This is a genomic window from Halomonas sp. LS-001, from assembly GCF_052983955.1.
Genome location: NZ_CM129816.1, coordinates 320,001 through 342,765, shown reverse-complemented (window position 1 = coordinate 342,765; position 22,765 = coordinate 320,001). Strand labels below are relative to the sequence as shown.

The following is a 22,765-nucleotide window of genomic DNA, read 5'->3' as shown; positions in this document are numbered from 1 at the left end:
CCCGTCGCCTCTCGGCGCCGGTAGCACCGTGGCAGACCACCAGATCTCCCAGGGTAAGACGCGCGACCTTCCCGCTTATGCCTGTCGGATATACGTCATGGCGTTCCGTGCAAGTACCGGGCTTTGATGAGTATGGCCATCTCACCCCGCCATGCCGCCTCGTATCCGCTTCCTGTTCGTCAGGCCAGCGTTTTGCCTCGGGCTGCCTTCAGATCCCCCCTCGCGGGAGACACCCTTGCCATCGGCTAGCACTTCCCCTTGCCGGGCGTGCAGGGGACTTTCACCCCCAAGTCATCCTGAGGCACCACCCTCAGGAATAGCGCCAGTCAAGGCGCTGCGCGCCATGCCTGGCGCACATCGAGTAGGAAGGGGAGTTGCCTCCCCTGTCCTCTCACACCACCGGGCATACGGTTCCGTACCACGGCGGTTCATGAAGAACGGTTAAGCCATCTTACTGTATCGAGTATCGAAATCAGGCCCTGATCGTAGAACCATTTCCTCGGCAGGGCCTGATTCATGTGCGAAGCACCGGCGTTCCACCAAGGGCCTCGCCCGTTGCCCGCCGATTTCCAAGCCCGGGACGCATCCAGTCCTAGTCCTCGGAGTTTCCGCCGTCGGGTCGCCGAGCGCTTCCATTGCCGCCAGATTAGGCCGCGTAAGCGGCGGCGTATCCATTGATCCAGCGCTTCCAATGGGCGTTTCACATCAACAAGGCTGAAGTAGTTGGCCCATCCTCGCAGGACTGGCCCCAACCCTTCGATTACCCGTTGGATGTTACGCCCCCTGCCACGCTTCAGGATCTCGCGGACACGCTGCATTAGGCGCTGCAAGCTGGCTTTGACCAGCGTCAGCTTCGGCCGCTTGTGCCGGGTCAGCGTGTAGCCCAGATAGCCACATTTCCATGGTCGATCCACCGTACTTTTCATGCGATTGACCGTCAGCCGAAGTGAGCTCTCGAGATACTCACTCAAGCTGTCCATGACACGCTCGCCTGCCCGCCGACTTTTGACGTACACCTGGACGTCATCGGCGTAGCGGCAGAAGCGATGGCCTCGGCGTTCCAGCTCCTTGTCCATGTCATCCAGCAGGATGTTCGCCATGAGTGGGCTAAGTGGCCCACCTTGGGGCGTCCCCAACCGTCGTGGCATGGGCAAGCCGTCCTGGAGCATGCCCGCTTCCAGATAGCGACGAATCAGGCGCAGCACGCGTTTGTCGTCAACGCGCCGCGCGACTCGTGCCATCAGCAGGTCGTGGTTGACTCGGTCGAAGAAGGCTTCCAGATCAAGGTCGACTACCCAGCGGTGGCCGGCGGTGACATGGGCCTTCATGGCTGAGACGGCCTGCTTGGCGCTGCGCTTGGGGCGGTAGCCGTAACTCGACGCTGAGAACGCTGGGTCGAAGATCGGCATGAGCACCTGGGACAGCGCTTGCTGGATTAGGCGGTCGGTCACCGTGGGAATACCGAGCTGCCGCGTCCCACCCTTGGGCTTGGGGATCGTGGCGGCTCGGACCGGGCTAGGGTGATACTCGTCAGCCAACAACCGCTCGCGCAGCGTTGGCCAGTACTGCTTTAGATGGCCCGCTAACTGATGCACCGTCATGCCATCGACACCCGGTGCGCCTTTGTTAGCCACCACCCGACGGTAAGCTCGTTGCATGTTGTCCGGGTCAACGACCCGTTCCATGAGCGAGGCTGACTCCGCTTTCGTCCACGATAGCGACGCCGGGTTCGTCTCGACGCTCACCGGCTGGGACTCGGGGTACTGCCCCTGCCCCTCTGGGTGAGTGACGGTATTAGCGTCGGTTTCTGTCTTCATGATCGATCCTCGAGACGTTATCGCCTACTCGCGGTTCTTCATGTTCGGCCCTTGGTGCCGCGGTGAACCGGCACTTACTATGGCCTCTGCTGACATCTAGTGGCCCATCCCGTCGCCTCTCGGCGCCGGTAGCACCGTGGCAGACCACCAGATCTCCCAGGGTAAGACGCGCGACCTTCCCGCTTATGCCTGTCGGATATACGTCATGGCGTTCCGTGCAAGTACCGGGCTTTGATGAGTATGGCCATCTCACCCCGCCATGCCGCCTCGTATCCGCTTCCTGTTCGTCAGGCCAGCGTTTTGCCTCGGGCTGCCTTCAGATCCCCCCTCGCGGGAGACACCCTTGCCATCGGCTAGCACTTCCCCTTGCCGGGCGTGCAGGGGACTTTCACCCCCAAGTCATCCTGAGGCACCACCCTCAGGAATAGCGCCAGTCAAGGCGCTGCGCGCCATGCCTGGCGCACCATACAAAAAAGCCGCCCCTTGAGGACGGCTTTTTCTGAATCTGTAACGTTTTGATTTTAAACCATTTTAAATGGTGCCGACACCAGGAGTCGAACCCGGGACCTACTGATTACAAGTCAGTTGCTCTACCAACTGAGCTATGTCGGCTTCAAACGCATACTAAACAATCGTGTTGGCAATGGCTGGGGTACCAGGATTCGAACCTGGGAATGCCGCTACCAAAAAGCGGTGCCTTACCACTTGGCGATACCCCAACGTTTGGTGGCCAGAGACGGAATCGAACCGCCGACACGGGGATTTTCAATCCCCTGCTCTACCAACTGAGCTATCTGGCCGCTGCCAACGGTGCGTATTAAACTAAAACTTCCGTGTTTCGTCAACACCTTTATGAAACTTTCTGGTTTCACCTAAAAAACTACTAGGTGGCATACGCAATACGCACCTACTGATTACAAGTCAGTAGGTGCGTCAGAAGGGCCGCAAGGCAGCCCAGGAGACGCTAGGCCTTGCTGGGCGGCACATAACCTTCGGCCTGATCGGTTTCCTGATTATCCAGGAAAAGCTCCATCTGGGCCATCAGATAGGCCCGTGCGTCCGGGTCGAGCATGTTGAGGTGCTTTTCGTTGATCAGGCGCGTCTGTAGTGCTTGCCATTCCTCCCAGGCCTGTTTGGAGACGCTGGCCTGAATCTCCTGACCCTGCTTACCGGGCAGCGGTGGAAAGGGTAAGGCTTCAAGTTCTTGCTGGTATTTGCGGCAGAAAACCGTGTTGCTCATTGTGCTCTCCTGATGGAATCATTCATCGTCAGTCTGCCGACGATGCTGCAAGTGGTTGGCCAGCCTACGCGTGGCCAGGTACATTCGCCAGTTGAAAGGGGGTACTTTGCGCGTGTGCTTGCGCCAGCAGCTTTTTAACCGGTGCGGCAAGGCCAAGTGCGGGTGGGTCAGCCAGGTCGTACCAGAGGCCGCTTTCCCGCACGCCGTTGAGGGCCTCGCATGTTACCGGCTGGGGCGTTATTTCCAGCCTGAAGTGGCTGAAGGTATGGGTAAATGCCGGATAAGCCGATTGGCGTTGGATGGCTTTTGCATTGTCTTCCAGCCAGTCATTGAGGGCCTGCTGGGTATCAAACTGAGGCAGGCTCCATAAACCACCCCACAGGCCGCTGGGGGGACGCTGTTCCAGCCAGACACGGCCTTCACGGTCCTGCAGGATCAGCATCAGCGTCTGCTGGGTTGGCAGGGCTTTCTTGGGTTTGGATTGCGGGTAGCCTTGAACATTATCTTCAGCAAAGGCTAGGCATACATCCGAGAAAGGGCATTGGGAACAGGCTGGCTGGCCACGTTTGCATAGGGTGGCGCCAAAATCCATCATCGCCTGGGTGTAATCAGCCACGCGGGCTTCAGGGGTGTAATACTCGGCCAGCGACCAGAGCTTGCGCTCTACGGCTGGCTTGCCGGGCCAGCCGCTGATGGCGTGCAAACGCGTTAACGAGCGCTTGACGTTGCCATCGAGAATCACCGCCCGCTGCCCCGTGCTTTGGGCGATTATCGCCCCCGCCGTTGAACGGCCGATGCCTGGCAATGCCATCAGGGCTTCAAGACCGCTCTCAAGATCGTTTTCAAGACCCTCAACCGGCAGCTGGGCATTGTGTTGCGCAGCCACAAGCTGTGCAGTTTTGTGCAGATTGCGGGCGCGGGCGTAATACCCAAGGCCTGTCCATAAATGCAGCACGTCATCCTGCGGGGCATCTGCCAGTGCCTGCAGGGTCGGAAAACGTGCCATAAAACGCTCGAAGTAATCGATCACTGTGGTGACCTGGGTCTGTTGGAGCATGATCTCCGACACCCAGACACGATACGGGGTACGTGGCGATTGCCAGGGCAGGTCGTGGCGCCCGAATCGGTCAAACCACGTTAACAGGCGCTGCTGAAATTCATCTGGCGCCAGACGCGGCGCCAGCGTGTTCTCCCGTGCAGGCGTACTTTCCGCCATTCATTGTCTCCCGACGCGTCAGAATCAATACCTTATTCAAACAGCTTTCTGATGCCATCACGCAGTTTCTGGGTCGCCCCTTCACCCAACTGTTCGTTAATCTGCTCAAGAGAACCTTCCAGTTGTTTTTCAAGCTGCTCTTCCACGTTTTCACCTACCTGACGCTCAACTTCACTACGCAGCATATCGGCCAGATTCGACTCAAGCGCCTCACGATCAAAGCGGCACCATTCACTACGTTCATCGCTGATGTGACCTTCACAACGTAGCGGCAGCGTTAAGCTTGCAAGACGTGGATTAACCTCGCAGGCAGCATCAGCCGTGTTAACCAGACTGACACCCGCCTGGGTATAAAACTGCTGGGTGCCTAAGTCAAAGTCCCCTTCACCGCGGATTTCGATACCTGGCAGAGCAATAAGCAGATTATCAGTGGAGACAACGCCGTTGGTGATTACCAGGTTTGCATCGGCGCGTTCAAAGGGAGAATCGGCTTGCCATTCACGGATGGTTTCTTCTTCCTGCAAGGCAGCCACCAGGGTGCAGATCTCACGCGAGACGTTGACATCAAAAATCGCACCGTTGACCAGCGATGTCGCCAATTCACCATTGAGATTACGCACCAACTCATTGTAAGCATTGCCGCGAGTGGTGAGGTTGCCATCAATTTCCAGCTGACCGCGTAGCGGTGCATTTTCGTTACCCTGCGCTTCAAGCAGTGCAGCAACATTCACCTGTTCAACGCGTGGCGCCAATGACCAGGACATGACCGGTTCACGGCTATCAAGCTCACCAGTTGCGCTCAGCCTGCCATCATAAAATCCAGCTTCAAAGCCTTCCAGTTGATGTAGGCCATTCTCACCGCGAATGCGCAGCTGCGGTTCTTCAAAGGTCAGGCCCATCAGCTGAAAGCGCCCCAACTGCAGTGAACCGTCAACATCCAGTGTGCTTAACCAGGCCTGGGGCAACAGGGCGGTACCTTCTGCGAAGGCTTTGCGTAACAGACCGCCGCCACTGGACCGTGCGGCCACTTTTGCAGGCAGGTAACGATCCAGGTCAAGGATATCGCCCTGCAGATCAAACGCCAGCTGAGTGCCGTCTAACGCCGCAGAAAGCTCACCGGTAAACGTCGTGTCATCCAGTACCAGAGAGAGGCTGGTCAGAGCCAGTTGTGATAGGTCTCCTTCCACAGGGCTGGTCAAGGCGACGTCACGCATGGCGCTTTCAAAAGCGGTGTCAATCTCGGTGCCGGCACGTTCTAACCAGGCGCGTAAATTAAACGGCGATGCCGTGATCTGGCCTCGGTACTGAGGGGCGTCCAGCAGCTGTTCAACGTTGAGGTGGCCACGCATACGCAGGCCGTCCGGGCCAGTCAGCTCCCACTGTTTGAGTGACGCTGTCTGCGCTTCCCAATCACTGGCAAGTTCAAAATTTAATGCCATTGCCAACCCGGCATCCCACTTTTCAGGATTACGGAAATTGGCTTCCAGCACGCCCTGGTTGATCGTCAGGCGTTTATCTGACAACTGGGTTTCTACCAGAGGAGCAGAAAGGTTAAACGTCTGCGGCTCCCCCTCCATGGAAAACCAGTTACGCGTCGTCAGCTTGACGTTTTCCAGCGTGAACTGATGGGCAGCCAGCGCCAGCTTGATACGGGTGTCGAGGTTGAATTCGCTACGCGCATTTGGCTCGCGCTCAAGCATTTGCGCATCCAGGCTGTTGTGACGGTCCAGCGTGAACATCGCCTTCATGGGAAACGAGGTCACGGGGTTGACGTTGCTGCCGGAGATATTCAGTTTGTGTGCATGCCAGGACTGCCCCGTTAGACGATCTCGATAGCGAATATCGCCTTCTTTCACCTCTACGCTTGCGATATTGAGCACCACAGACAGACTTCCTGCATCGGCATGTGGCCCAGCGCTTGCGGGTGCCAGTACGGCTTCGGCTTTTTCGCTCCCTTCGGAAAGGCGTTCAAGCAATACCCCCCAGTTACCCTCCCCTTGTGCGTCACGCTCAAGGTTAAGGCGCAGACCGTTGATGGTCAGGCCATCCACCGCGATATCGCCGCGTAGCAAGGGGCCAAACGCCACACTTACCTCGGCGCTTGAAACAGCGGCAAAGGGATTGTTTTCTTCATTTTGCTCAGGCAACCAGGCACGCGCTTTTTCAACCCGCATACCAATACGCGGGTAAAAAGACCAGGTCAAAGGCCCTTCCAGCGACAGATTAAGACCGGTCTGCTCTTCCACCACGGCTGTCAGGCGCGGCTTGAAATCTTCCGGGTCAAGAAAGGTAGTGACGTAAACCACCGCGGCAACGGCCACCACGGCCAGGATTCCGACAGCAGAAAGTAAGATACGAAATAGCTGTTTCATTACCCTGTTTCCTTATGGGTTTGATCATCAGGGCGATCATCATGGCAATGGCACTGAAGCGCATGGGTAGAGATGACTAGTGAAATAAAGCCAGTCAAAAATAGCGAGTCAAAAAAAGCCAGTGAAAAATAGCTAATGAGAGACCGCTATAGCGATAATTCGACGTAATCACTAGTGGCAGGTGCTCCCGGTATATTGGTTGAAGTTTCTACCGGACGATACCCCAACTTGGACACCAGCATGCGGTCGGCCAACGGTAATGAGGTCGTTTCAATCCGCAGGGTGGTATGCTGCGTTCTGGCCCATTCCGCCAGCAATGCCATCAGCCGCGACCCGACACCACGGCGGCGGGTCGTTTTGCGAACACATAAGTCCGATAGCCACCAGGCGCCGTCTTCACCTTCTACCATGGCGACAGCGCCAAGCAGACGGTCGTTGAAATGCGCGCAACCAAAGCAATGTTGCGATGCCAGATGCTGCTGGATAAAGGCTTCAACCGTTTCGGCAGGTATCCGCTCTTGCGGCGCATCCTGATAGACGCGCATCAGATCCAGCTGAACCTGATCATGGGCTTCCCAATGGGCCTGATCAACAATCTGTAGTGTCACCGGCATGCTGGAGTTCCTCTTGGCCTTGGCAATGTCGTTGCGCTTGTCACGGCAAACAGTCGACATTTCTCGACATTGTCAGTGTGCGCATTCGTCATTATGAGTGTTCATCATTATGAGCATTGTAGCGGATGGGCAGGCCGATTCACTATAATAGCCACTTTGCTTATAGTTCTACCCGTTTTATCCGCGAGCCGACTCTTTTATCAAACACGATAGAACAGCAGCGGCACCGCCCAACATGCGCTCCGGCGCAGGAGAAGTTATGTCAGCGCGTACTGCCACGGTCAGCCGTGACACCAAGGAAACGCAGATTAAGGTCAGCATCAACCTGGATGGCGAAGGACAGCTGAACTGTGAAACCGGCATCCCCTTTCTTGACCACATGCTGGATCAGGTAGCTCGTCATGGCATGATTGACCTGGACATCAACGCTCAGGGTGACCTGCACATTGATGATCACCATACAATGGAAGACTTGGGCATTACCCTGGGCCAGGCGTTTCATGAAGCCATTGGTGATAAGCGGGGCATTTACCGTTATGGCCACGCTTACGTGCCGCTGGATGAATCATTATCGCGTGTTGTGGTCGATTTTTCCGGTCGTCCGGGGCTATATATGGATGTTAACTTCACCCGCGATACCATTGGCCGGTTGGACACCCAGTTATTCTCGGAGTTCTTCCAGGGGTTTGTGAATCACGCCCGCGTGACGCTGCACATCGACAATCTCAAAGGGTTAAACGCGCATCATCAGGCCGAAACCATCTTCAAAGCGTTTGGCCGAGCATTGCGTATGGCCGTATCCGAAGATCCGCGAATGGCGGGCCAGATGCCATCCACCAAAGGGTGTTTATAAGGAGCTTTTATGACTATTGCCGTCATCGATTATGGGATGGGCAACCTGCACTCCGTGGCCAAGGCATTGGAGCACGTGACCCATGAGAACGTTGTGATCACCCGTGATCCACGCCGCATTCTGGGCGCAACACGCCTGGTGCTACCCGGCCAGGGTGCCATTCGTGACTGCATTGGCGAACTTGAGCGCACCGAGCTGCGCGGGCAGGTAGAAGAGATACTCGCGCGTCAGGGTAAACCTCTGCTGGGCATCTGTGTTGGCCAGCAAATGCTGCTCGAACACAGCGAAGAAAACGATGGCATTAATTGCCTGGGCGTTTTCAAAGGCAATGTGCGACGTTTCCCCGCTGATATGCGCGATGCCCACGATCAGCGCCTGAAAGTGCCGCACATGGGCTGGAACCTGGTTGATCAACATCATGACCACCCACTGTGGAAAGGCATCGACAATCAGGAGCACTTCTATTTCGTGCATAGCTTTTATGTGGACGCAAGCGATGATGCCGAGGTGTTTGGCACCACTCAGTACGGCAAAGTCAGCGCGCATGTGGCGATTGGCCGGGAGTCGACATTCGCGGTGCAGTTCCACCCTGAAAAAAGCTCCCGTTCGGGCTTACGTTTGCTGGAAAACTTTGTCAACTGGACGCCCTGAGCGCTTCCGCGACGCTCTGTTTGCGACGTGCTATTTGCGAAGTGCTATCCGCGACGCCCTATTCTGCGACGCTCTATAAGGAAAATACCATGTTAGTCATTCCCGCGATCGATCTGAAAGACGGCCAATGTGTACGCCTCAAACAGGGCCGTATGGACGATGCCACTTCCTATGGCGATGACCCGGTGGCCATGGCTGCCCGCTGGGTGGAAGCCGGTGCACGGCGTCTTCATCTGGTCGACCTTAACGGCGCGTTTGAAGGCAAGCCGGTTAATGGTGATGCGGTCACCGCCATTGCTCGTGCCTATCCTGACCTGCCGATTCAGATTGGCGGTGGTATTCGCAGTGCTGAGACGATTGAGCATTATCTGGCGGCGGGTGTGTCATATGTGATTATTGGCACCAAGGCGGTTAAAGAACCCGCCTTTGTGGGTGAGATGTGCCGTGCGTTTCCAGGCCACGTGATTGTGGGGCTGGATGCCAAAAACGGCTATGTCGCAACTGACGGCTGGGCCGAAGTATCCACCCTGAAAGCCACGGATCTGGCCAAGCGTTTTGCCGATGATGGCGTGTCATCGATTGTTTACACCGACATTGCCCGCGACGGCATGATGCAGGGTGTCAATGTGGAAGCTACCGCCGCATTGGCCCGTGACGGCGGTTTACCGGTGATCGCCTCTGGGGGCGTTACCAATCTGGACGATATCAAGGCGCTCTGCGAGGTGTCTGATAGCGGCATTCTGGGGGCCATTACCGGTCGCGCCATCTATGAAGGCAGCCTGGACGTCGCTGAAGCTCAAACGCTAAGCGATCAACTTACCGGAGAACGCAATAAAGGAGGCCAGGCATGAGTCTCGCCAAGCGTATTATTCCCTGCCTTGACGTTGATAACGGGCGCGTGGTCAAGGGGGTTAATTTTATTGGCATCCGTGATGCTGGCGACCCCGTGGAAATTGCCCAGCGCTACAATCAGCAAGGGGCTGATGAAATCACTTTCCTGGATATTACTGCCAGCCACGAAGACCGCGACACGACGGTGGAAATGGTCGAGCGGATTGCCGGTGAAGTCTTTATTCCCTTGACTGTCGGTGGCGGCATTCGCACCTGCGACGATATTCGCACCATGCTCAATGCCGGGGCGGATAAAATCTCCATCAACACTGCCGCCGTCAACAACCCGGATTTTGTGCGCGAAGCCGCCGGGCGTTTCGGCAGTCAATGCATCGTGGTCGCCATCGACGCCAAGAAGGTATCCGAAGAAGGCCAAACGCCGCGCTGGGAAATTTTCACTCATGGTGGGCGCCGCCCCACTGGGCTTGATGCCGTTGAGTGGGCAAAAAAGATGGTTGAGTACGGTGCAGGCGAGCTGTTGCTGACCAGCATGGACCGCGACGGCACCAAAATCGGTTTCGACCTTGGCGTTACCCATGCCATTGCCGAAGCGGTCAGCGTGCCGGTAATCGCCTCAGGCGGTGTCGGGAATCTGGATCACCTGGTCGATGGCGTCATCAAGGGCGGTGCCGATGCAGTGCTGGCGGCCAGCATCTTCCATTTCGGTGAATACACCATTCCAGAAGCCAAGCGTTACATGGCCGAACGCGGTATTGAAATGCGCCTGTAGGCCTGCCAACCATTATAATTCGGGGCATTACTCGCCCAGTGATAGCCCCAGGTTACTGATGCCTTCATTGCGCCCAAGCTGGCGCAGTTCCTTGATGGCGGCGGCATCCAGCGGTTGAGAGGCCGCTTCAAGCACCGCATCCTGAAAGTTGTTTTCGTCTTCGGTGAGCGGATGGTCGCGAATCAGCAGGGCCAGTTTCTGGGCGTCTTCTTCGCCTTCGGTCAATTCGATAAACGCGCGCACGCCTGCGCGTGAGGTGCGGCTAACATCCAGCACGGCTTCCGGCGCTTCGCCCTGGAAAGTATCAAGAATCGAGGATATCGCCACCACCGTATCCAGTGCGCGACGGGCGCCGAAACTGTCATCGTCGGCAGGAGGCTCACATTCGGCCAGCTTTTCCGCCTGGCGGGCAAAATCGATGTTGGCCCCTCGTACACTGAGCTGCTCCCAAACCAGGTTAAGCACCGCACGCAGCGTATGCAGGTCGCCGGCGCCGGTGGTTTGCGCATACAGCGCATAGTTTGGCATCAAGCGTTCGCACAACGCCGCCATAAAGGCCTGTTGGGCGAACAGCGGCAGCTGCTGAAGTTGCTGGTAAAAGCCTGGCGGTTTGGTGGCCATAAAACAATCCTGATAAAACGAACTTGATAAAGCACACCCGACAAACGTCATCAGGTGGCGGCAAAGACATTGATTTCAGCGCATTTTTCATGCGACGCTAAGAACGCTAAGGTGGGTGACAGGCACCGCATGCGCTATTGCTCCCACTGTCGCGAGACGGCAGTGACCCTGTTATGCGTTCGGCTGGCAAGGAGATTACCATGCATATTCATCTGCTACAGCACGGCGCTGATCACGGCCCAGCGCGGATTACCGATTGGCTGACCAGTATGGGCCACAGTTTCACCGTCTTTCACCTGTATGACGGTGAGCTGGCTCCGCGTCCTGGCGACTGTGATGCGCTGATCGTGCTTGATGGGCCGGAAACGCTGCTCAGCGAACCACCTGCCTGGTACAAGGCAGAAGACAAGTTGATCCAGCGTCTGGTGGATAGCCAGAAACCCGTGCTGGGCATTGGCCTTGGCGCCCACTATATTGCCAGCGTACTGGGGGCGATCAGTGCCCCGGGCACCTATCCGGAAACCGGTTGGCATCCCATCACGCTAGCAGACGACAGTCCATTTGATCTTCCCGAGCGGTTCGAGGCCTTCATGTGGCACCGTCAGGTATTCAGCTTACCCGAGTATGCGCTACCGCTTGGCGGAAGCCCTGCGGCACCGCTGCAAGGGTTTGCCTGGGATGCCGGCCGGGTCATGGGGCTTTTGTGTCATCTCGAGGTCACGTCTTCAAGCGCAACCGACCTGATGAAGCATCTCCCTGTGCCACCGGGGCGGGAGGATTATTCGCAAAATGCCGACGATATTTTTGCCAAGCCCGCCCGCTTTGTTCATCTCGCGCCGTTACTCGACCGGTTGCTGAGCCAATGGCTGCGCAGTACCTGACTCTTAGCCTGACACTCAGCCTCTTGCCACTCAAACAGCGGATGTTGAAGCTGCCACTGCTGAACGGCGGACAGGCAGCTTTCCCAGTCGCCCACGTGCAACTCCGTGACGCCAGCATCCTGCTGGCGTTGCAGATGATAACGGTAAAGCGGGTCATAGTACTCGGTTAGAAGCGGTGCCAGCCAGGCTTCATGGGCCTGGCGGTCGCCCTGTTCATGGGCGGCAAACGCCAGCGCCTGCATGCGTTGCAGCCGTTGCAGACGTGCATTGCCCAGGCGTTTTTCAAGCCTGATAAGAGCGTTACCTAACTGCTGCTGCATGCGCTGCCAGCCTTCTTCCGGCCCGAGGCGCGCGGCATAGGTTTGCTCCAGATCGATAATATAATCCTTAACCAGCTGATCCAGACGCCAGTCCAGCGGCATTTCAATGCGAATACGCGGGGCCTTGAGCATGGCTTGCCAGAACGCCATCGGCACATTCACATTGCCGATCTGGCGCGATTCATCTTCCACCACCAGCGGCCCTTTCAGGCTCAGCAGACGTTGGGCAAGCGCATGTTCAAAATCAATCTGAGACGGCGGCGGCTCAGGCGAGCGGCCAAAGGCCGACCCTTTATGACGCGCCATGGCCTCCAGGTCCACACCGCTATCCAGCTGGTTAATCAGCACGGTCTTGGCGCAACCGGTCAACCCGCCGAGGATAACCATCGGCTGTTCAGCGGCGCGCTCGACGTGGGCCATCAACTGCTGACGCATGACTTTCCAGCCGCCCTGGATACGCGGGCGCATTACGCCAGCCTCGGCCAGCCACTGCTGAGCGGTTTGTGAACGTAGCCCGCCGCGAAAACAGTAAATCACCGCTTCAGGGTGTTGCGCGACAAAGGCTCGCCAGGCATCGATACGCTGCGCCTTAAGCGCCCCACTGACGAGCCTTTCCCCCAGCGCAATGGCCGCTGCCTGGCCCTTTTTCTTATAGGCAATACCGACCTGATGACGCTCATCGTCGTCCATCAGCGGCAGATTGACGGCACCCGGCAGCGCCCCCTGGGCAAACTCGACGGGCGCCCGAACGTCAATCAAGGGGCACCCGTCACGAATCAGCGCCGTATCCGCGTCAATCATCGGCAAGCTCACCCGACCACCTCAATCAATGCCGGGCCATTCTGTGCGGACAAAGCGCCAAAAGAGACCAGCTCAAGGCCGTGATGGCGGCCAATGCGTTCGACATCATCCTGCCAGGCCGGGTCGACGGCCAGCAGCAGGCCTCCAGAAGTCTGCGGGTCACACAGCCACTGCCAGTGGGAATCATCCATGGCAGGCAGCGCCTCGCCCAGCGCCTGACGATTGCGCTCGGTGCCGCCGGGAACTGCACCCTGGCGGCGATAGCTTTCCGCCTCAGCCAAGCGTGGCAGTTTTCGAAAATCGATTTTTGCCTTGACGCCGCTGGCGCTGCACATCTCGGCCAAATGCCCCGCCAGACCGAAGCCGGTGACGTCAGTCATGGCATTCACGCCGCTGACCGCCGCCAGGTCAACGCCAATACGGTTGGAGGCCAGCATGGTTTCACGCGCCAGGTTTTCATGCCCCGGTTTGACCAGGCCACGCTTCTCGGCAGTCGTCAGCATGCCCACGCCAAGCGGCTTGGTGAGGTATAAAAGGTCACCGGGCTTGGCACCGCTATTAAGCTTAAGCTGATCCAGCGCAACCAGACCATTAACGGCCAGACCGAAAATCGGCTCTGGTGCGTCAATCGAATGGCCACCTGCCAGCGCAACCCCCAACTCGCGGCATACCGCTTGAGCGCCCGCCAGCACATCCCCTGCCACGTCCGCCGATAGCTTATCCAGCGGCCAGCCAAGAATCCCCAATGCCATGACCGGCGTCCCCCCCATGGCAAAGACATCACTGATGGCGTTGGTGGCTGCAATACGCCCAAAATCAAAGGGGTCGTCTACAATCGGCATGAAGAAATCGGTGGTGGCAATCATTCCACGACCATCGCCGAGGTCATAAACGGCGGCGTCTTCACGCCCCTGATTACCGACAATCAAGCGCTCGCCACCCGCCGGTGGCCCGGCCTTGGCAAGGATGCTATCCAGCACATCGGGGGCAATCTTGCAGCCGCAGCCCGCACCATGGCTGTATTGCGTCAGGCGAATGCTATTCATGGCGTTGTCTCCGATGATGTGAATAGATAAATCTCGAGTCTATCTCAGGAAAGCGCTGATTACAGGGCATCAAGGGCATCCGAAAGCTTATCGACCGCAATCACTTCCATGCCTTGGGGCGTCTTTTTGGGGGCGTTGGCGCGCGGGACGATGGCCCGCGTAAAACCGTGTTTGGCGGCTTCGGTGATTCGCTCCTGACCACTGGGCACGGGGCGAATTTCACCGGATAACCCCACTTCACCGAATACCACCAATTCTTTGGGCAAGGCTCGATTCTGCAGGCTTGACACCACCGCCAGTAATACCGCGAGATCAGCGCTGGTTTCCAGCACCTTGACGCCCCCGACCACGTTGAGAAACACGTCCTGATCGCCGGTAAAAAGCCCCCCGTGGCGGTTAAGCACCGCCAACAGCATGGCCAGACGATTCGGGTCGAGCCCCACGGCTACGCGGCGCGGGTTGCCCAGCGCTGACTCATCCACCAGCGCTTGCACTTCCACCAGTATCGGGCGCGTGCCTTCCCAAACCACCATCACCAGGCTGCCGGGCGCCTGCTCCTCCTGGCGGGAGAGAAAAATCGCACTGGGGTTTTTCACCTCCTTGAGCCCTTGCTCCAGCATGGCGAAAACCCCCAGTTCATTGACTGCCCCGAAGCGGTTTTTCTGCCCGCGCAGGGTACGAAAGCGTGAGTCCGCTCCGCCCTCCAGCAGCAGCGAGGCGTCAATCATGTGCTCCAGCACCTTGGGGCCGGCCAGGCTACCATCCTTGGTGACATGCCCTACCAGCAGAAGCACGGTGTTGCTGTGTTTGGCGAAGCGTGTCAATGCCGCCGCTGACTCGCGCACCTGCGCCACGCCGCCAGGGGCCGAGCTGATATCTTCCAGGTGCATGGTCTGGATAGAATCGATAATCAGAATTTCAGGGGTTTCCCGCTCGGCAACCGCCAGAATCGTTTCGATGCTGGTTTCAGCAAGCATTTTTAGCCCCTGGGTAGGCAACTGCAGCCGGTGAGCGCGCATCGCAACCTGCGACAGGGATTCCTCCCCGGTGACATACAGTACGCGCCGCTGCTGGGCCAGCTTACAGGCCGTCTGCAACAGCAGTGTGGACTTACCTGCCCCTGGATGGCCCCCTAAAAGCACCGCCGAACCCGGCACCAGCCCGCCCCCTAATACACGGTCAAACTCGTTGAACGTCGAGCTCAGGCGTGGCACCTCACTTAAATCGACACTGCCAAGGTCAACCACCTCTCGGGATAAGGCACCTGCATATCCTCCGCGAGCCGGACTGCCGGACGTGGCACTGGCAGCGCCGGGGCGAGCCGGAGCAAGACGCACTTCGCTGAGGGTATTCCATTCCTGGCAGCTGCTGCATTGCCCCTGCCACTTACGATACTCAGCTCCGCACTCCGTGCAGACAAAGGCGCTTTTGGCTTTAGCCACTGGCGTGCTCCCGGGATTCCATCGTATTAATCAGGTGGCCCGTTTTGCGGGCTGAAACATATAAAAGGCGGCCGAGGCCGCCTTTTTCTTTTTCTTTCAATGCGTTAACAACGCCTGCCTGATACCGGCTTATTGGCGCTGAAGACGCAGGCGTTCGCTGTTTTCAAAGCGACGGCGCTCAGGATCGATCAGTTCAAGCGTCTGCGGGTCAATGCGCAGGAAGTAATATGTCTGACCTTCACCATCCGGCGTCAGCTCGTAAACCGTCGCATCCGGGTTGGAAGGCGTGCCCGTCAGCACTTCCCAGTTACCTGCATAATTTTCAGCAGGTGGGTTCTGCGGGTGATTGCGGTAGGTCGCACTGAGTGTGAAAGTGCGCGCTTCCGGCGCCTGCATTTCTTCACCTTTCAGCAGAACGTCCAGATCAATACCATCGCAGTTGCGGCACGGCAAGCTGCCCATATAATTGACTTCAGTGGGTTCATAGCCCCCAGTGCTCTGATCCATCGGCCCTTGTGACGCACAGCCGGCAAGCAAGGCCAGCATGGCCGTACCGACGAATAAATTTTTAAGCGGCATGATTCTCTCCTTGGGTTTCCATGCTTGGTTTAACGTGTGAATGCGTGCGCTCAAAGCAAGCGCAATGCGAGTCAACTCTATTCAGCGCATAAGACAGCATAACCGCTACAAGGTGCAACGCCCACCCCAAACCATAACAATGCTTGCGCTTTAAGTAACGTCAAGCGACCATGAAGACTATCGATTTTTTTGCCAGCCAGGAAATCCCAATGAGCCAATTGTGGAGCCCTGCCGTTCAATCGCTGACGCCTTACGTACCGGGTGAACAACCGGCTGAGCGGCTTATCAAGCTAAACACCAATGAAAACCCTTACCCACCCGCGCCCGGTGTTGGCAAGGTGTTGAGAGAGTTCTCGACGGATCATTTGCGCCTCTATCCGGACCCGGCATCAATGGCGTTGCGTACGTCACTGGCGCGCGTATATGGCGTTGATGTGCATCAGGTGTTCGTGGGAAACGGTTCGGATGAAGTACTGGCGTTCGCTTTTCAGGCGTTTTTCTGCCACGGCGCGCCCCTGGATGTCCCCTCGATCACTTACAGTTTCTACCCTGTCTACGCCAACCTTTATGGCATCGAATTGCGCCAGCACCCGCTGACGCCAGAGTGGGAAGTCGACCTTGATGCCTTGAGCCAGCCACAACCGCGCAGCGGCGTGATTTTCGCCAATCCTAACGCACCCACCGGCCATGCCCATTCGCTTGAGGCATTGGAGACGTTGCTCAGTAAAGTGACGGACCGCGTGGTGCTCGTCGATGAAGCGTATGTGGATTTTGGTGCCGAAAGTGCGGTGACGCTGATTGAGCGTTACCCTAACCTGCTGGTGACCGGTACTTTTTCCAAGTCACGCAGCCTGGCGGGGCTTCGTCTGGGCTACGCCATGGGGTCGCCTGAGCTGATCGACGGCTTGCAGCGCGTCAAGGATTCCTTCAATTCTTACCCGGTCGACAGCCTGGCCAGCGCCGTGGGCATTGCCGCACTGGAAGATGACGAGCATTTTGAGGCGTGTCGCGAGCACGTCATCACTACCCGCGAGCGCACCCGCCAGCGTCTTGAAACAATGGGGTTTGAGGTTCTCCCCTCTAACGCCAACTTTGTGCTTGCTCAACACCCGGATCACGATGGCGCGCAGCTGTTTGCGGGGCTGCGTGAACGCGGCATTCTAGTGCGTCATTTCAATAAAGCGGGGCTAAGCAACTTTCTGCGCATTACCATCGGTACTGACGATGAAATGGACTCACTGATCGAGGCGCTGGAGGCGCTGGTGTAAGCCGTTGTCGGCATTACACCCCCGGCCACATCAGGCTTTATACGAAAAGTCAGCGAGCGCAGGCAGTTTTCTTACAACGTCTGGCTGGCCGCCAGGTCGCCCCTGTCGGCCAGCTGTTCGTGTATCAGTTCAGCCAGACGCCGCGCCGGTTCTGAGGGACGATGCGGCGCCCGATGTAGCGCCAGCTCGATCGATGGCAGTGGCGGCAAACCACTGCTTTCATCCAGCGGCTTCAGGCTGGGTGTCAGCATGCTGCGCGTTACCACAACAATCGCCAACCCCGCCATGGCGATAGGCGCCAGCCCTGTCATCGACTGACTGGTATAAGCAACCCGCCAACGCCGGCCCGCGCTTTGCAAAGCCTGTTCCGCCACTTCCCGAAAAACATCTGCCCCACGGGTATAAAGCGCCAGCGGCAAGGGGTCACTCAACAGCGGTTGGTAGCTCAAACCGACCGCCCAGAGCAGCGGTTCGCGGCGAATTACTTCTCCGCCTGGCGAGTTGCGCTGGCGAGTGACTAGCGCCAAATCCAGATCCCCCTCTCGCACCCGCTCGACCAGATCGGAACTCACACCACAGATCACTTCCAGCCCGACCCCGGGATAAAGCTGGTTAAAATAGGAAAACACCGACGGCAGCAGCGACGCATAATCTTCCGGAATCCCCAGCTTCAGCTCGCCACTTACCTGGCGTGCCTGCATGTCCTGCCAGGTTTCATCATTTAGGGCCAATAGCCGCCTTGCATGAGTAAGTAAGCGCTCACCTTCAGCGGTAAAACGTACCTGTCGTCCTTCGCGCTCGTGCAGGCGCATCTCCAGCTGCGCTTCCAACCGCTTCAACTGCATGCTGATAGTCGACTGGCTGAAGGCCAATCGCCGGGACGCTGCTGTAATACTGCCAGTGTCGGCAATCGCAACAAGGGTCCGCAGCAGGGTGAGATCAAAGGTTCTGGCTCGCATACATCACAATTCTTGATGGTTTATATCAATAATGATCGTTTTTGTGATGAATGACTAGCCATTATGCTCAGCGCATTGCTTCAGAGCCTTCATTCACCCAAGGAGAGACACATGCAACTCACGCGCAGTATTGGGCTATATCCCATCAGCATTTCGGCCGCCATTCTGGCGATCGCACTATGGGCAACGGCACCGCTGCTGGCCGAACAGGCGCGTAGTGCCTCTCCACTCAGCCTGACCACGCTGACCTTGCTGGCCGGTGCGCTGGCGACACTGCCTCTCGGCAGTAAGACGCCTCGCCAGAACACCGGCCTGGGCTGGCGAATCAGTGTATGGCTGGGCGTGCCGTTGTTGATTCTTGGGGCGGTCAGCAGTTACTTCATCGGCATGCGCCAGGCGCCCGCGTCAGAAGCCGCCTTGATCACTTACACCTGGCCGGTGCTGTTCGTGCTGTTAAGCCAATGGGCGGCGCTGGGAAAAATCAGGCTGAAAAGCCTCAGCGGCGCCTTGATTGCTTTCGCAGGGGCGGCACTGCTGATGCTACCGGAGCAGGGTGTTGCCTTTGATAACGCTTCACTGAATGGCTACGGCTTTGCGCTAATGGCCGCTCTCTGCTGGGCGCTTTATTCATGGGTGGGTCAGGCGTCACCGGTCGTTCTGACCCCACATCTGCCGCGCTTACTGTTTATTGCCAGCCTGTTAAGCGCCATTGCCACCTGGGTGCTGGAAGGACGCCTGACATTACCCAGCGATAACGCGCTGTGGGCAGGTATTGCGCTAGGACTGGGCCCTTTCGGCATTGCCATGGTGGCGTGGGATAAGGCATTGCGCGGCGGGCCAAGCAGCACCATTGGCAGCCTGGCTTACGGCGTCCCGATTCTCGCCGCTGGCTTGCTGGTACTCACCGGCGCAACGCCGTTGGAATGGAATCTACCCATCGCCGGGCTTCTGGTGGTTAGCGGCTGTCTGCAGGCCAGCCGTTAAACAGCTGCCACAGGAAGGCATCTCGGCGACAGGCCTCACACGTTTTGCAGGTTTCATGACAAGTACGTCCAGGCATAAATATCTTCCTGGTGGTAACAGTGAAACCCTTCGCGTTCATACAGCTGCCTGGCGGGTGTATTAGTGGCATCCACCGTTAACATCACCCGTTCTGCGCCGGTTTTTTCTGCATAGCGCAAGGCCGCTTGCAGAATATCGCGCCCCAGCCCTTGCCCTCGCATGCTGGGCACCAGCCCCATCAGCATGACCTCTATACCCTTATGTGCCGAGCGAGGGGCCATCAACAATGCTCCCACCGGCGCATCAGGCTGGCTGGCGTGATGAAGACTGAACCAATGCCGATCGCCTTCGGGTGACTGGCGATAAAAGCCTTCCAGCAACCCCTTCGAGCCCAGCGCCTGACAGACCAGCGGGCTATCCAGCGACTCCACCTGAACCTGTTTGATCAGTGACAGCGCGGCGAGCTCGCCCAGTTCACACCAGGGTCGCAGGGTCAGTTCAGTGGGCTTGGCCGGAGGAGTCTGAACCGACATCGTCAGGTAGTGCAGAGGGGAAATAAGCTGCATGCCAGCCGTTTTCAAAGGCAGTGCCTGAGCCTGTTGCTCTGGCGTCACCAGGGTATGGCATAAGCGTATCGCGTGCGCATCCACCCAGGCACGGGCGGCCTGCAACAGGGCTTGCGTTATTGCATCATCACCCTGCGGCTGCCATAGCTGCGCCATACTCCCCGGAAACGGCTGTACCCAGACGGCCCTCATGGAAGAAGGGTCTGCGTGGCACAGCAACCCGCTCCAATCCGGCGAAGGCTGCTGAGTAAATGCCTGAACCGCAGACGCCAGCGCCTGTCGGCCTGCCCTATTTTGAGCCGCCGCTAAGGACAACAGTGCCTCTTGGCGATGTTGTGCCGGGCATTCCAGCAGCTGATCCTGCCACTCCTCACGATTGTTCACCCACCCTCCCGTTGTGATTTTTCTTGCGATACCTTGAATCCTGCCGTCTGTGCCTGCATATCCTAGCTAAATTCCCCTTTATCAGAGTGCTGACATGTCAATCATTGATCCACGTACCGGTGAGACGTTAACCGCGCCTATCACACCAGACGATACCGATAACACCTCGTCTTCGACGGCGGCGCAAGGCGTTCGTCGTGAAGACGTTATCATTGATGTGGATGCCAGCAATATCCAGCAGGTGCTGGAAGCCTCCATGCAGGTACCGGTGCTGCTTGATTGCTGGGCAACCTGGTGCCAACCCTGTAAGAACCTGATGCCAATTCTCGAAAAACTGGCGTTGGAATACGGTGGCGCTTTTATCCTCGCCAAACTGGATATCGAAGCCAATCCGGAAATCGCAGGCCAGCTCGGCGTGCGCTCCGTGCCGGATGTCAAACTCGTCAGCCAAGGCGGCCTGGTGGATAGCTTCCAGGGTGCGCTGCCGGAAAAAGACATCCGCGAATGGTTAGGGCGTTACTTCCAGGCCCCGGAAGATGCCCCCGCCACGCCTGAGGAACTGGCCGAAGAGGCACTGAAAGCAGGCGATGCGGCCACCGCTCGCGAACATTACCAGGCCCTGACGTCCGAGTACCCAGAGCATTATGCCTATCAGGTGGGGCTTGCCAAGGCGCTGGTTGCCGAAGGCCGTGGCGATGAGGCGCGCAGCGTACTGGACAACCTGCCGCCGGAAGAGCGTGACGCGGCGCCAGCGCGCGGCGTTCGCGCCAGTATCGAGTTCGCCGAACAAGCGTTATCCCATGAAGAGATTGCCGCGCTGGAAGGGCGTGACGATAGCGAAGCTCGCTTCCAGCGGGCGTTACGTCAGGTCGCTGATGGCGATTATGAGCAGGGGCTGGAAGGCTTGCTGGCCCTGATGAAAAGCGACCGCAGCTACAGCGACGATGCCGCACGTAAAACCCTGCTGCAGGTATTTGATGCGCTGGGTGCCGAGCATCCGTTGACGGTCACCTATCGACGCAAACTGTTCGCGCTGCTGTATTGATTCACGGCCTAGACAGTAACGATTAAAGCCGTCAGGATTCACAGCGTGGGGCTGGCAACCGGCCCCGCCTCAAGACAACGGCGCACAATCAGCAACCCACGCCGCAGAGTTTCCTGATCACGGGCAGCCCCCAGGCATAAGCGAATTGCCTGGGGAGCGTGTGCGTTGCCGACGCAGAAAGGCTCGGCACTGGTCACCAGTAAGCCTTGGGTCTTCAGCTGCTCGCTGAAAGCCACGGCCCGGAAGCCTTCAGGAAGCATCAGCCACAGGTTACTTCCGCCGTCTTTTGAACGCAGAGTAAACCCCGCCAATAATGTCCTCGCCAGCGCCTGTCGCGCCTTCAGTTCTTCGCTTTGCCAGGCAAGCAGTTCCCGCATGGCGTTCTGCGTGACCCAATGGCAAGCCACATCCACCAACAGCGGCGGCACCATCCAGTTCTGGGCACGCAGAGCCTGGGTTAAACGCTCGAGCAGAGACGGCGGCGCTCGCAGCACGCCAATGCGCAACCCTCCCGCCAAGACTTTGGCCGTACTGAACACGAATAGAGTGCGTTCAGGTGCCAAATGGTAGAGTGGCGTCAAGCGCTGTTCCGCCGACAGATACTGGACCGCGTCTTCCAATAGCCAGAAATCGTATTCCCGAGCGAGCGCAATAATGGCTTCGCGGCGTTCAAGACTCAACGTCACACCGGTCGGATTGTTTTGATCCGGTGTCAGATACACCAGACGTGGCGGCTGACGCTCACACTGGGCTTTTAGCGCTTCAATACTCATGCCTTCATCATCGAAGGGAATACCTACCAGTTTGAGATGTAATTGCCGCACGGCACTCATCAAGCCTGGATAGGTCAGCGCATCGGCTGCGACTAATTCCCCCGGCCGCAGTAATCCCTGCAAACTAAGCTGTACGCCGTGCTGCCCTCCCTGAGTGATCAGGAGGTCATCGGCCGACAACGGGAAACCCAGCGTTGCCATCCACTCACTGATGATCTGGCGCTGCGCGGAACTCCCTTGAGCTGACTGGTAGCTTACACAGCGTTCCAGCGCATCAGAGGATTGGCTGATCGCGGCCAAGGCCGATGCCAACCCCTGCTGACGCAATGGGTGAGGGGGCGGAAGACTGAGACTTAAATCAATTTGCCCCTCTTCACTTACGCTGGCGACATGCGGCATTTGAAATACCCTGGTGTCACGATGCCCCATCACATAGGTGCCGCTTCCTACGCGTGCCGTAACCCAGCCATGCCGCTCAGCTTCCGCGTAACCACGTGTCACCGTTCCAATGGTGACGCCCAATGCATCCGCCAGTCGTCGCTGCGGGGGAAGCTTTTCGTCGGGCTGCAGATGGCCTGCGTTAATGGCATCACCAATCGCTGCGGCAATCGCCCGATAGCGAGGCCCCGTATAGGCTGACAGTTCAGGAACCCAGATTGTCATGGTGACAATAAAACCTTTGACGTAAATTTTA

Annotated in this window: 21 protein-coding genes and 3 tRNA genes; 8 read left to right on the top strand and 16 right to left on the bottom strand. The window is 57.8% G+C overall.

Annotated features, from left to right (window positions below; translation table 11 throughout):
• Positions 1-428 precede the first annotated feature (428 nt).
• From ltrA to ACU6TU_RS01590, 8 genes are all read right to left on the bottom strand, one after another.
• Positions 429-1,817 (bottom strand): group II intron reverse transcriptase/maturase, encoded by a 1,389-nt coding sequence (gene ltrA / locus ACU6TU_RS01625; protein ID WP_447141143.1) that lies wholly within the window; start codon positions 1,815-1,817, stop codon positions 429-431.
• Between the two features lie 536 nt (positions 1,818-2,353).
• A tRNA-Thr gene (locus ACU6TU_RS01620) sits at positions 2,354-2,429 on the bottom strand.
• A 32-nt stretch (positions 2,430-2,461) separates the two neighbouring features.
• Positions 2,462-2,536 (bottom strand) — tRNA-Gln (locus ACU6TU_RS01615).
• A gap of 5 nt (positions 2,537-2,541) precedes the next feature.
• A tRNA-Phe gene (locus ACU6TU_RS01610) sits at positions 2,542-2,617 on the bottom strand.
• A gap of 164 nt (positions 2,618-2,781) precedes the next feature.
• Entirely contained in the window at positions 2,782-3,057 is a 276-nt protein-coding gene (locus ACU6TU_RS01605; protein WP_447142863.1) for an oxidative damage protection protein, read from the bottom strand.
• Positions 3,058-3,121: 64 nt separating this feature from the next.
• Positions 3,122-4,273: an A/G-specific adenine glycosylase gene (mutY, locus tag ACU6TU_RS01600; RefSeq protein ID WP_447142862.1), complete on the bottom strand. Its 1,152-nt coding sequence runs from the start codon at positions 4,271-4,273 to the stop codon at positions 3,122-3,124.
• 32 nt (positions 4,274-4,305) lie between these two features.
• On the bottom strand, positions 4,306-6,645 hold the full coding sequence (locus ACU6TU_RS01595; RefSeq protein ID WP_447142861.1) for an AsmA family protein: 2,340 nt from the start codon (positions 6,643-6,645) through the stop codon (positions 4,306-4,308).
• Between the two features lie 146 nt (positions 6,646-6,791).
• Positions 6,792-7,259, bottom strand: a complete 468-nt coding sequence (locus ACU6TU_RS01590; protein WP_447142860.1) for a GNAT family N-acetyltransferase — start codon at positions 7,257-7,259, stop codon at positions 6,792-6,794.
• Between the two features lie 259 nt (positions 7,260-7,518).
• On the opposite strand from ACU6TU_RS01590, the gene hisB reads away from it, so the two are divergent.
• The 4 genes from hisB to hisF all read left to right on the top strand — a co-directional run bounded on the left by hisB (position 7,519) and on the right by hisF (position 10,384).
• A complete protein-coding gene (gene hisB, locus ACU6TU_RS01585; protein WP_447142859.1) occupies positions 7,519-8,112 on the top strand; it encodes an imidazoleglycerol-phosphate dehydratase HisB in 594 nt (197 codons plus the stop codon).
• Positions 8,113-8,121: 9 nt separating this feature from the next.
• Positions 8,122-8,763 carry an imidazole glycerol phosphate synthase subunit HisH gene (gene hisH / locus ACU6TU_RS01580; RefSeq protein ID WP_447142858.1) on the top strand — a complete coding sequence of 214 codons (642 nt, stop codon included), beginning with the start codon at positions 8,122-8,124 and terminating at the stop codon, positions 8,761-8,763.
• An 89-nt stretch (positions 8,764-8,852) separates the two neighbouring features.
• Positions 8,853-9,614 carry a 1-(5-phosphoribosyl)-5-[(5-phosphoribosylamino)methylideneamino]imidazole-4-carboxamide isomerase gene (gene hisA / locus ACU6TU_RS01575; protein ID WP_447142857.1) on the top strand — a complete coding sequence of 254 codons (762 nt, stop codon included), beginning with the start codon at positions 8,853-8,855 and terminating at the stop codon, positions 9,612-9,614.
• Positions 9,611-10,384 (top strand): imidazole glycerol phosphate synthase subunit HisF, encoded by a 774-nt coding sequence (gene hisF, locus ACU6TU_RS01570; RefSeq protein ID WP_447142856.1) that lies wholly within the window; start codon positions 9,611-9,613, stop codon positions 10,382-10,384. The genes hisA and hisF overlap by 4 nt, the downstream gene beginning before the upstream one ends.
• 27 nt (positions 10,385-10,411) lie before the next feature.
• Here hisF and ACU6TU_RS01565 read toward each other — a convergent pair whose 3' ends face one another.
• Positions 10,412-11,005, bottom strand: coding sequence for a YjaG family protein (locus tag ACU6TU_RS01565; protein WP_447142855.1), 594 nt, complete (start codon positions 11,003-11,005; stop codon positions 10,412-10,414).
• A gap of 200 nt (positions 11,006-11,205) precedes the next feature.
• On the opposite strand from ACU6TU_RS01565, the gene ACU6TU_RS01560 reads away from it, so the two are divergent.
• The gene (locus ACU6TU_RS01560; protein ID WP_447142854.1) at positions 11,206-11,886 is read left to right on the top strand and encodes a type 1 glutamine amidotransferase; all 681 of its coding nucleotides are present in this window, start codon (positions 11,206-11,208) and stop codon (positions 11,884-11,886) included.
• On the opposite strand, the gene mnmH is transcribed toward ACU6TU_RS01560, so the two are convergent.
• The 4 genes from mnmH to ACU6TU_RS01540 form a co-directional block, all read right to left on the bottom strand.
• Complete coding sequence (gene mnmH / locus ACU6TU_RS01555; RefSeq protein ID WP_447142853.1) at positions 11,832-13,019, bottom strand: tRNA 2-selenouridine(34) synthase MnmH; 1,188 nt, start codon at positions 13,017-13,019, stop codon at positions 11,832-11,834. The genes ACU6TU_RS01560 and mnmH overlap by 55 nt on opposite strands.
• Positions 13,016-14,053 carry a selenide, water dikinase SelD gene (gene selD / locus ACU6TU_RS01550; protein WP_447142852.1) on the bottom strand — a complete coding sequence of 346 codons (1,038 nt, stop codon included), beginning with the start codon at positions 14,051-14,053 and terminating at the stop codon, positions 13,016-13,018. The genes mnmH and selD overlap by 4 nt, the downstream gene beginning before the upstream one ends.
• Positions 14,054-14,112: 59 nt before the next feature.
• Positions 14,113-15,495, bottom strand: coding sequence for a DNA repair protein RadA (gene radA / locus ACU6TU_RS01545; RefSeq protein WP_447142851.1), 1,383 nt, complete (start codon positions 15,493-15,495; stop codon positions 14,113-14,115).
• Between the two features lie 129 nt (positions 15,496-15,624).
• Positions 15,625-16,074 carry a copper resistance protein NlpE N-terminal domain-containing protein gene (locus tag ACU6TU_RS01540; RefSeq protein ID WP_447142850.1) on the bottom strand — a complete coding sequence of 150 codons (450 nt, stop codon included), beginning with the start codon at positions 16,072-16,074 and terminating at the stop codon, positions 15,625-15,627.
• Positions 16,075-16,283: 209 nt separating this feature from the next.
• Between ACU6TU_RS01540 and hisC the strand changes: the two genes are divergently transcribed.
• Positions 16,284-17,342, top strand: a complete 1,059-nt coding sequence (gene hisC / locus ACU6TU_RS01535; RefSeq protein WP_447142849.1) for a histidinol-phosphate transaminase — start codon at positions 16,284-16,286, stop codon at positions 17,340-17,342.
• 71 nt (positions 17,343-17,413) lie between these two features.
• Here the strand turns inward: hisC and ACU6TU_RS01530 are convergent, their stop codons facing one another.
• Positions 17,414-18,301: a LysR substrate-binding domain-containing protein gene (locus ACU6TU_RS01530; protein WP_447142848.1), complete on the bottom strand. Its 888-nt coding sequence runs from the start codon at positions 18,299-18,301 to the stop codon at positions 17,414-17,416.
• A gap of 111 nt (positions 18,302-18,412) precedes the next feature.
• Here ACU6TU_RS01530 and ACU6TU_RS01525 point away from each other — a divergent pair, with 111 nt between their 5' ends.
• Positions 18,413-19,285, top strand: a complete 873-nt coding sequence (locus ACU6TU_RS01525; protein WP_447142847.1) for a DMT family transporter — start codon at positions 18,413-18,415, stop codon at positions 19,283-19,285.
• A gap of 53 nt (positions 19,286-19,338) precedes the next feature.
• Here ACU6TU_RS01525 and ACU6TU_RS01520 read toward each other — a convergent pair whose 3' ends face one another.
• Positions 19,339-20,253, bottom strand: coding sequence for a GNAT family N-acetyltransferase (locus tag ACU6TU_RS01520; protein ID WP_447142846.1), 915 nt, complete (start codon positions 20,251-20,253; stop codon positions 19,339-19,341).
• A gap of 94 nt (positions 20,254-20,347) precedes the next feature.
• On the opposite strand from ACU6TU_RS01520, the gene ACU6TU_RS01515 reads away from it, so the two are divergent.
• Positions 20,348-21,298 (top strand): tetratricopeptide repeat protein, encoded by a 951-nt coding sequence (locus ACU6TU_RS01515; RefSeq protein WP_447142845.1) that lies wholly within the window; start codon positions 20,348-20,350, stop codon positions 21,296-21,298.
• A gap of 38 nt (positions 21,299-21,336) precedes the next feature.
• Here ACU6TU_RS01515 and ACU6TU_RS01510 read toward each other — a convergent pair whose 3' ends face one another.
• A complete protein-coding gene (locus ACU6TU_RS01510; protein WP_447142844.1) occupies positions 21,337-22,734 on the bottom strand; it encodes an aminotransferase-like domain-containing protein in 1,398 nt (465 codons plus the stop codon).
• Between the last annotated feature and the right edge of the window lie 31 nt (positions 22,735-22,765).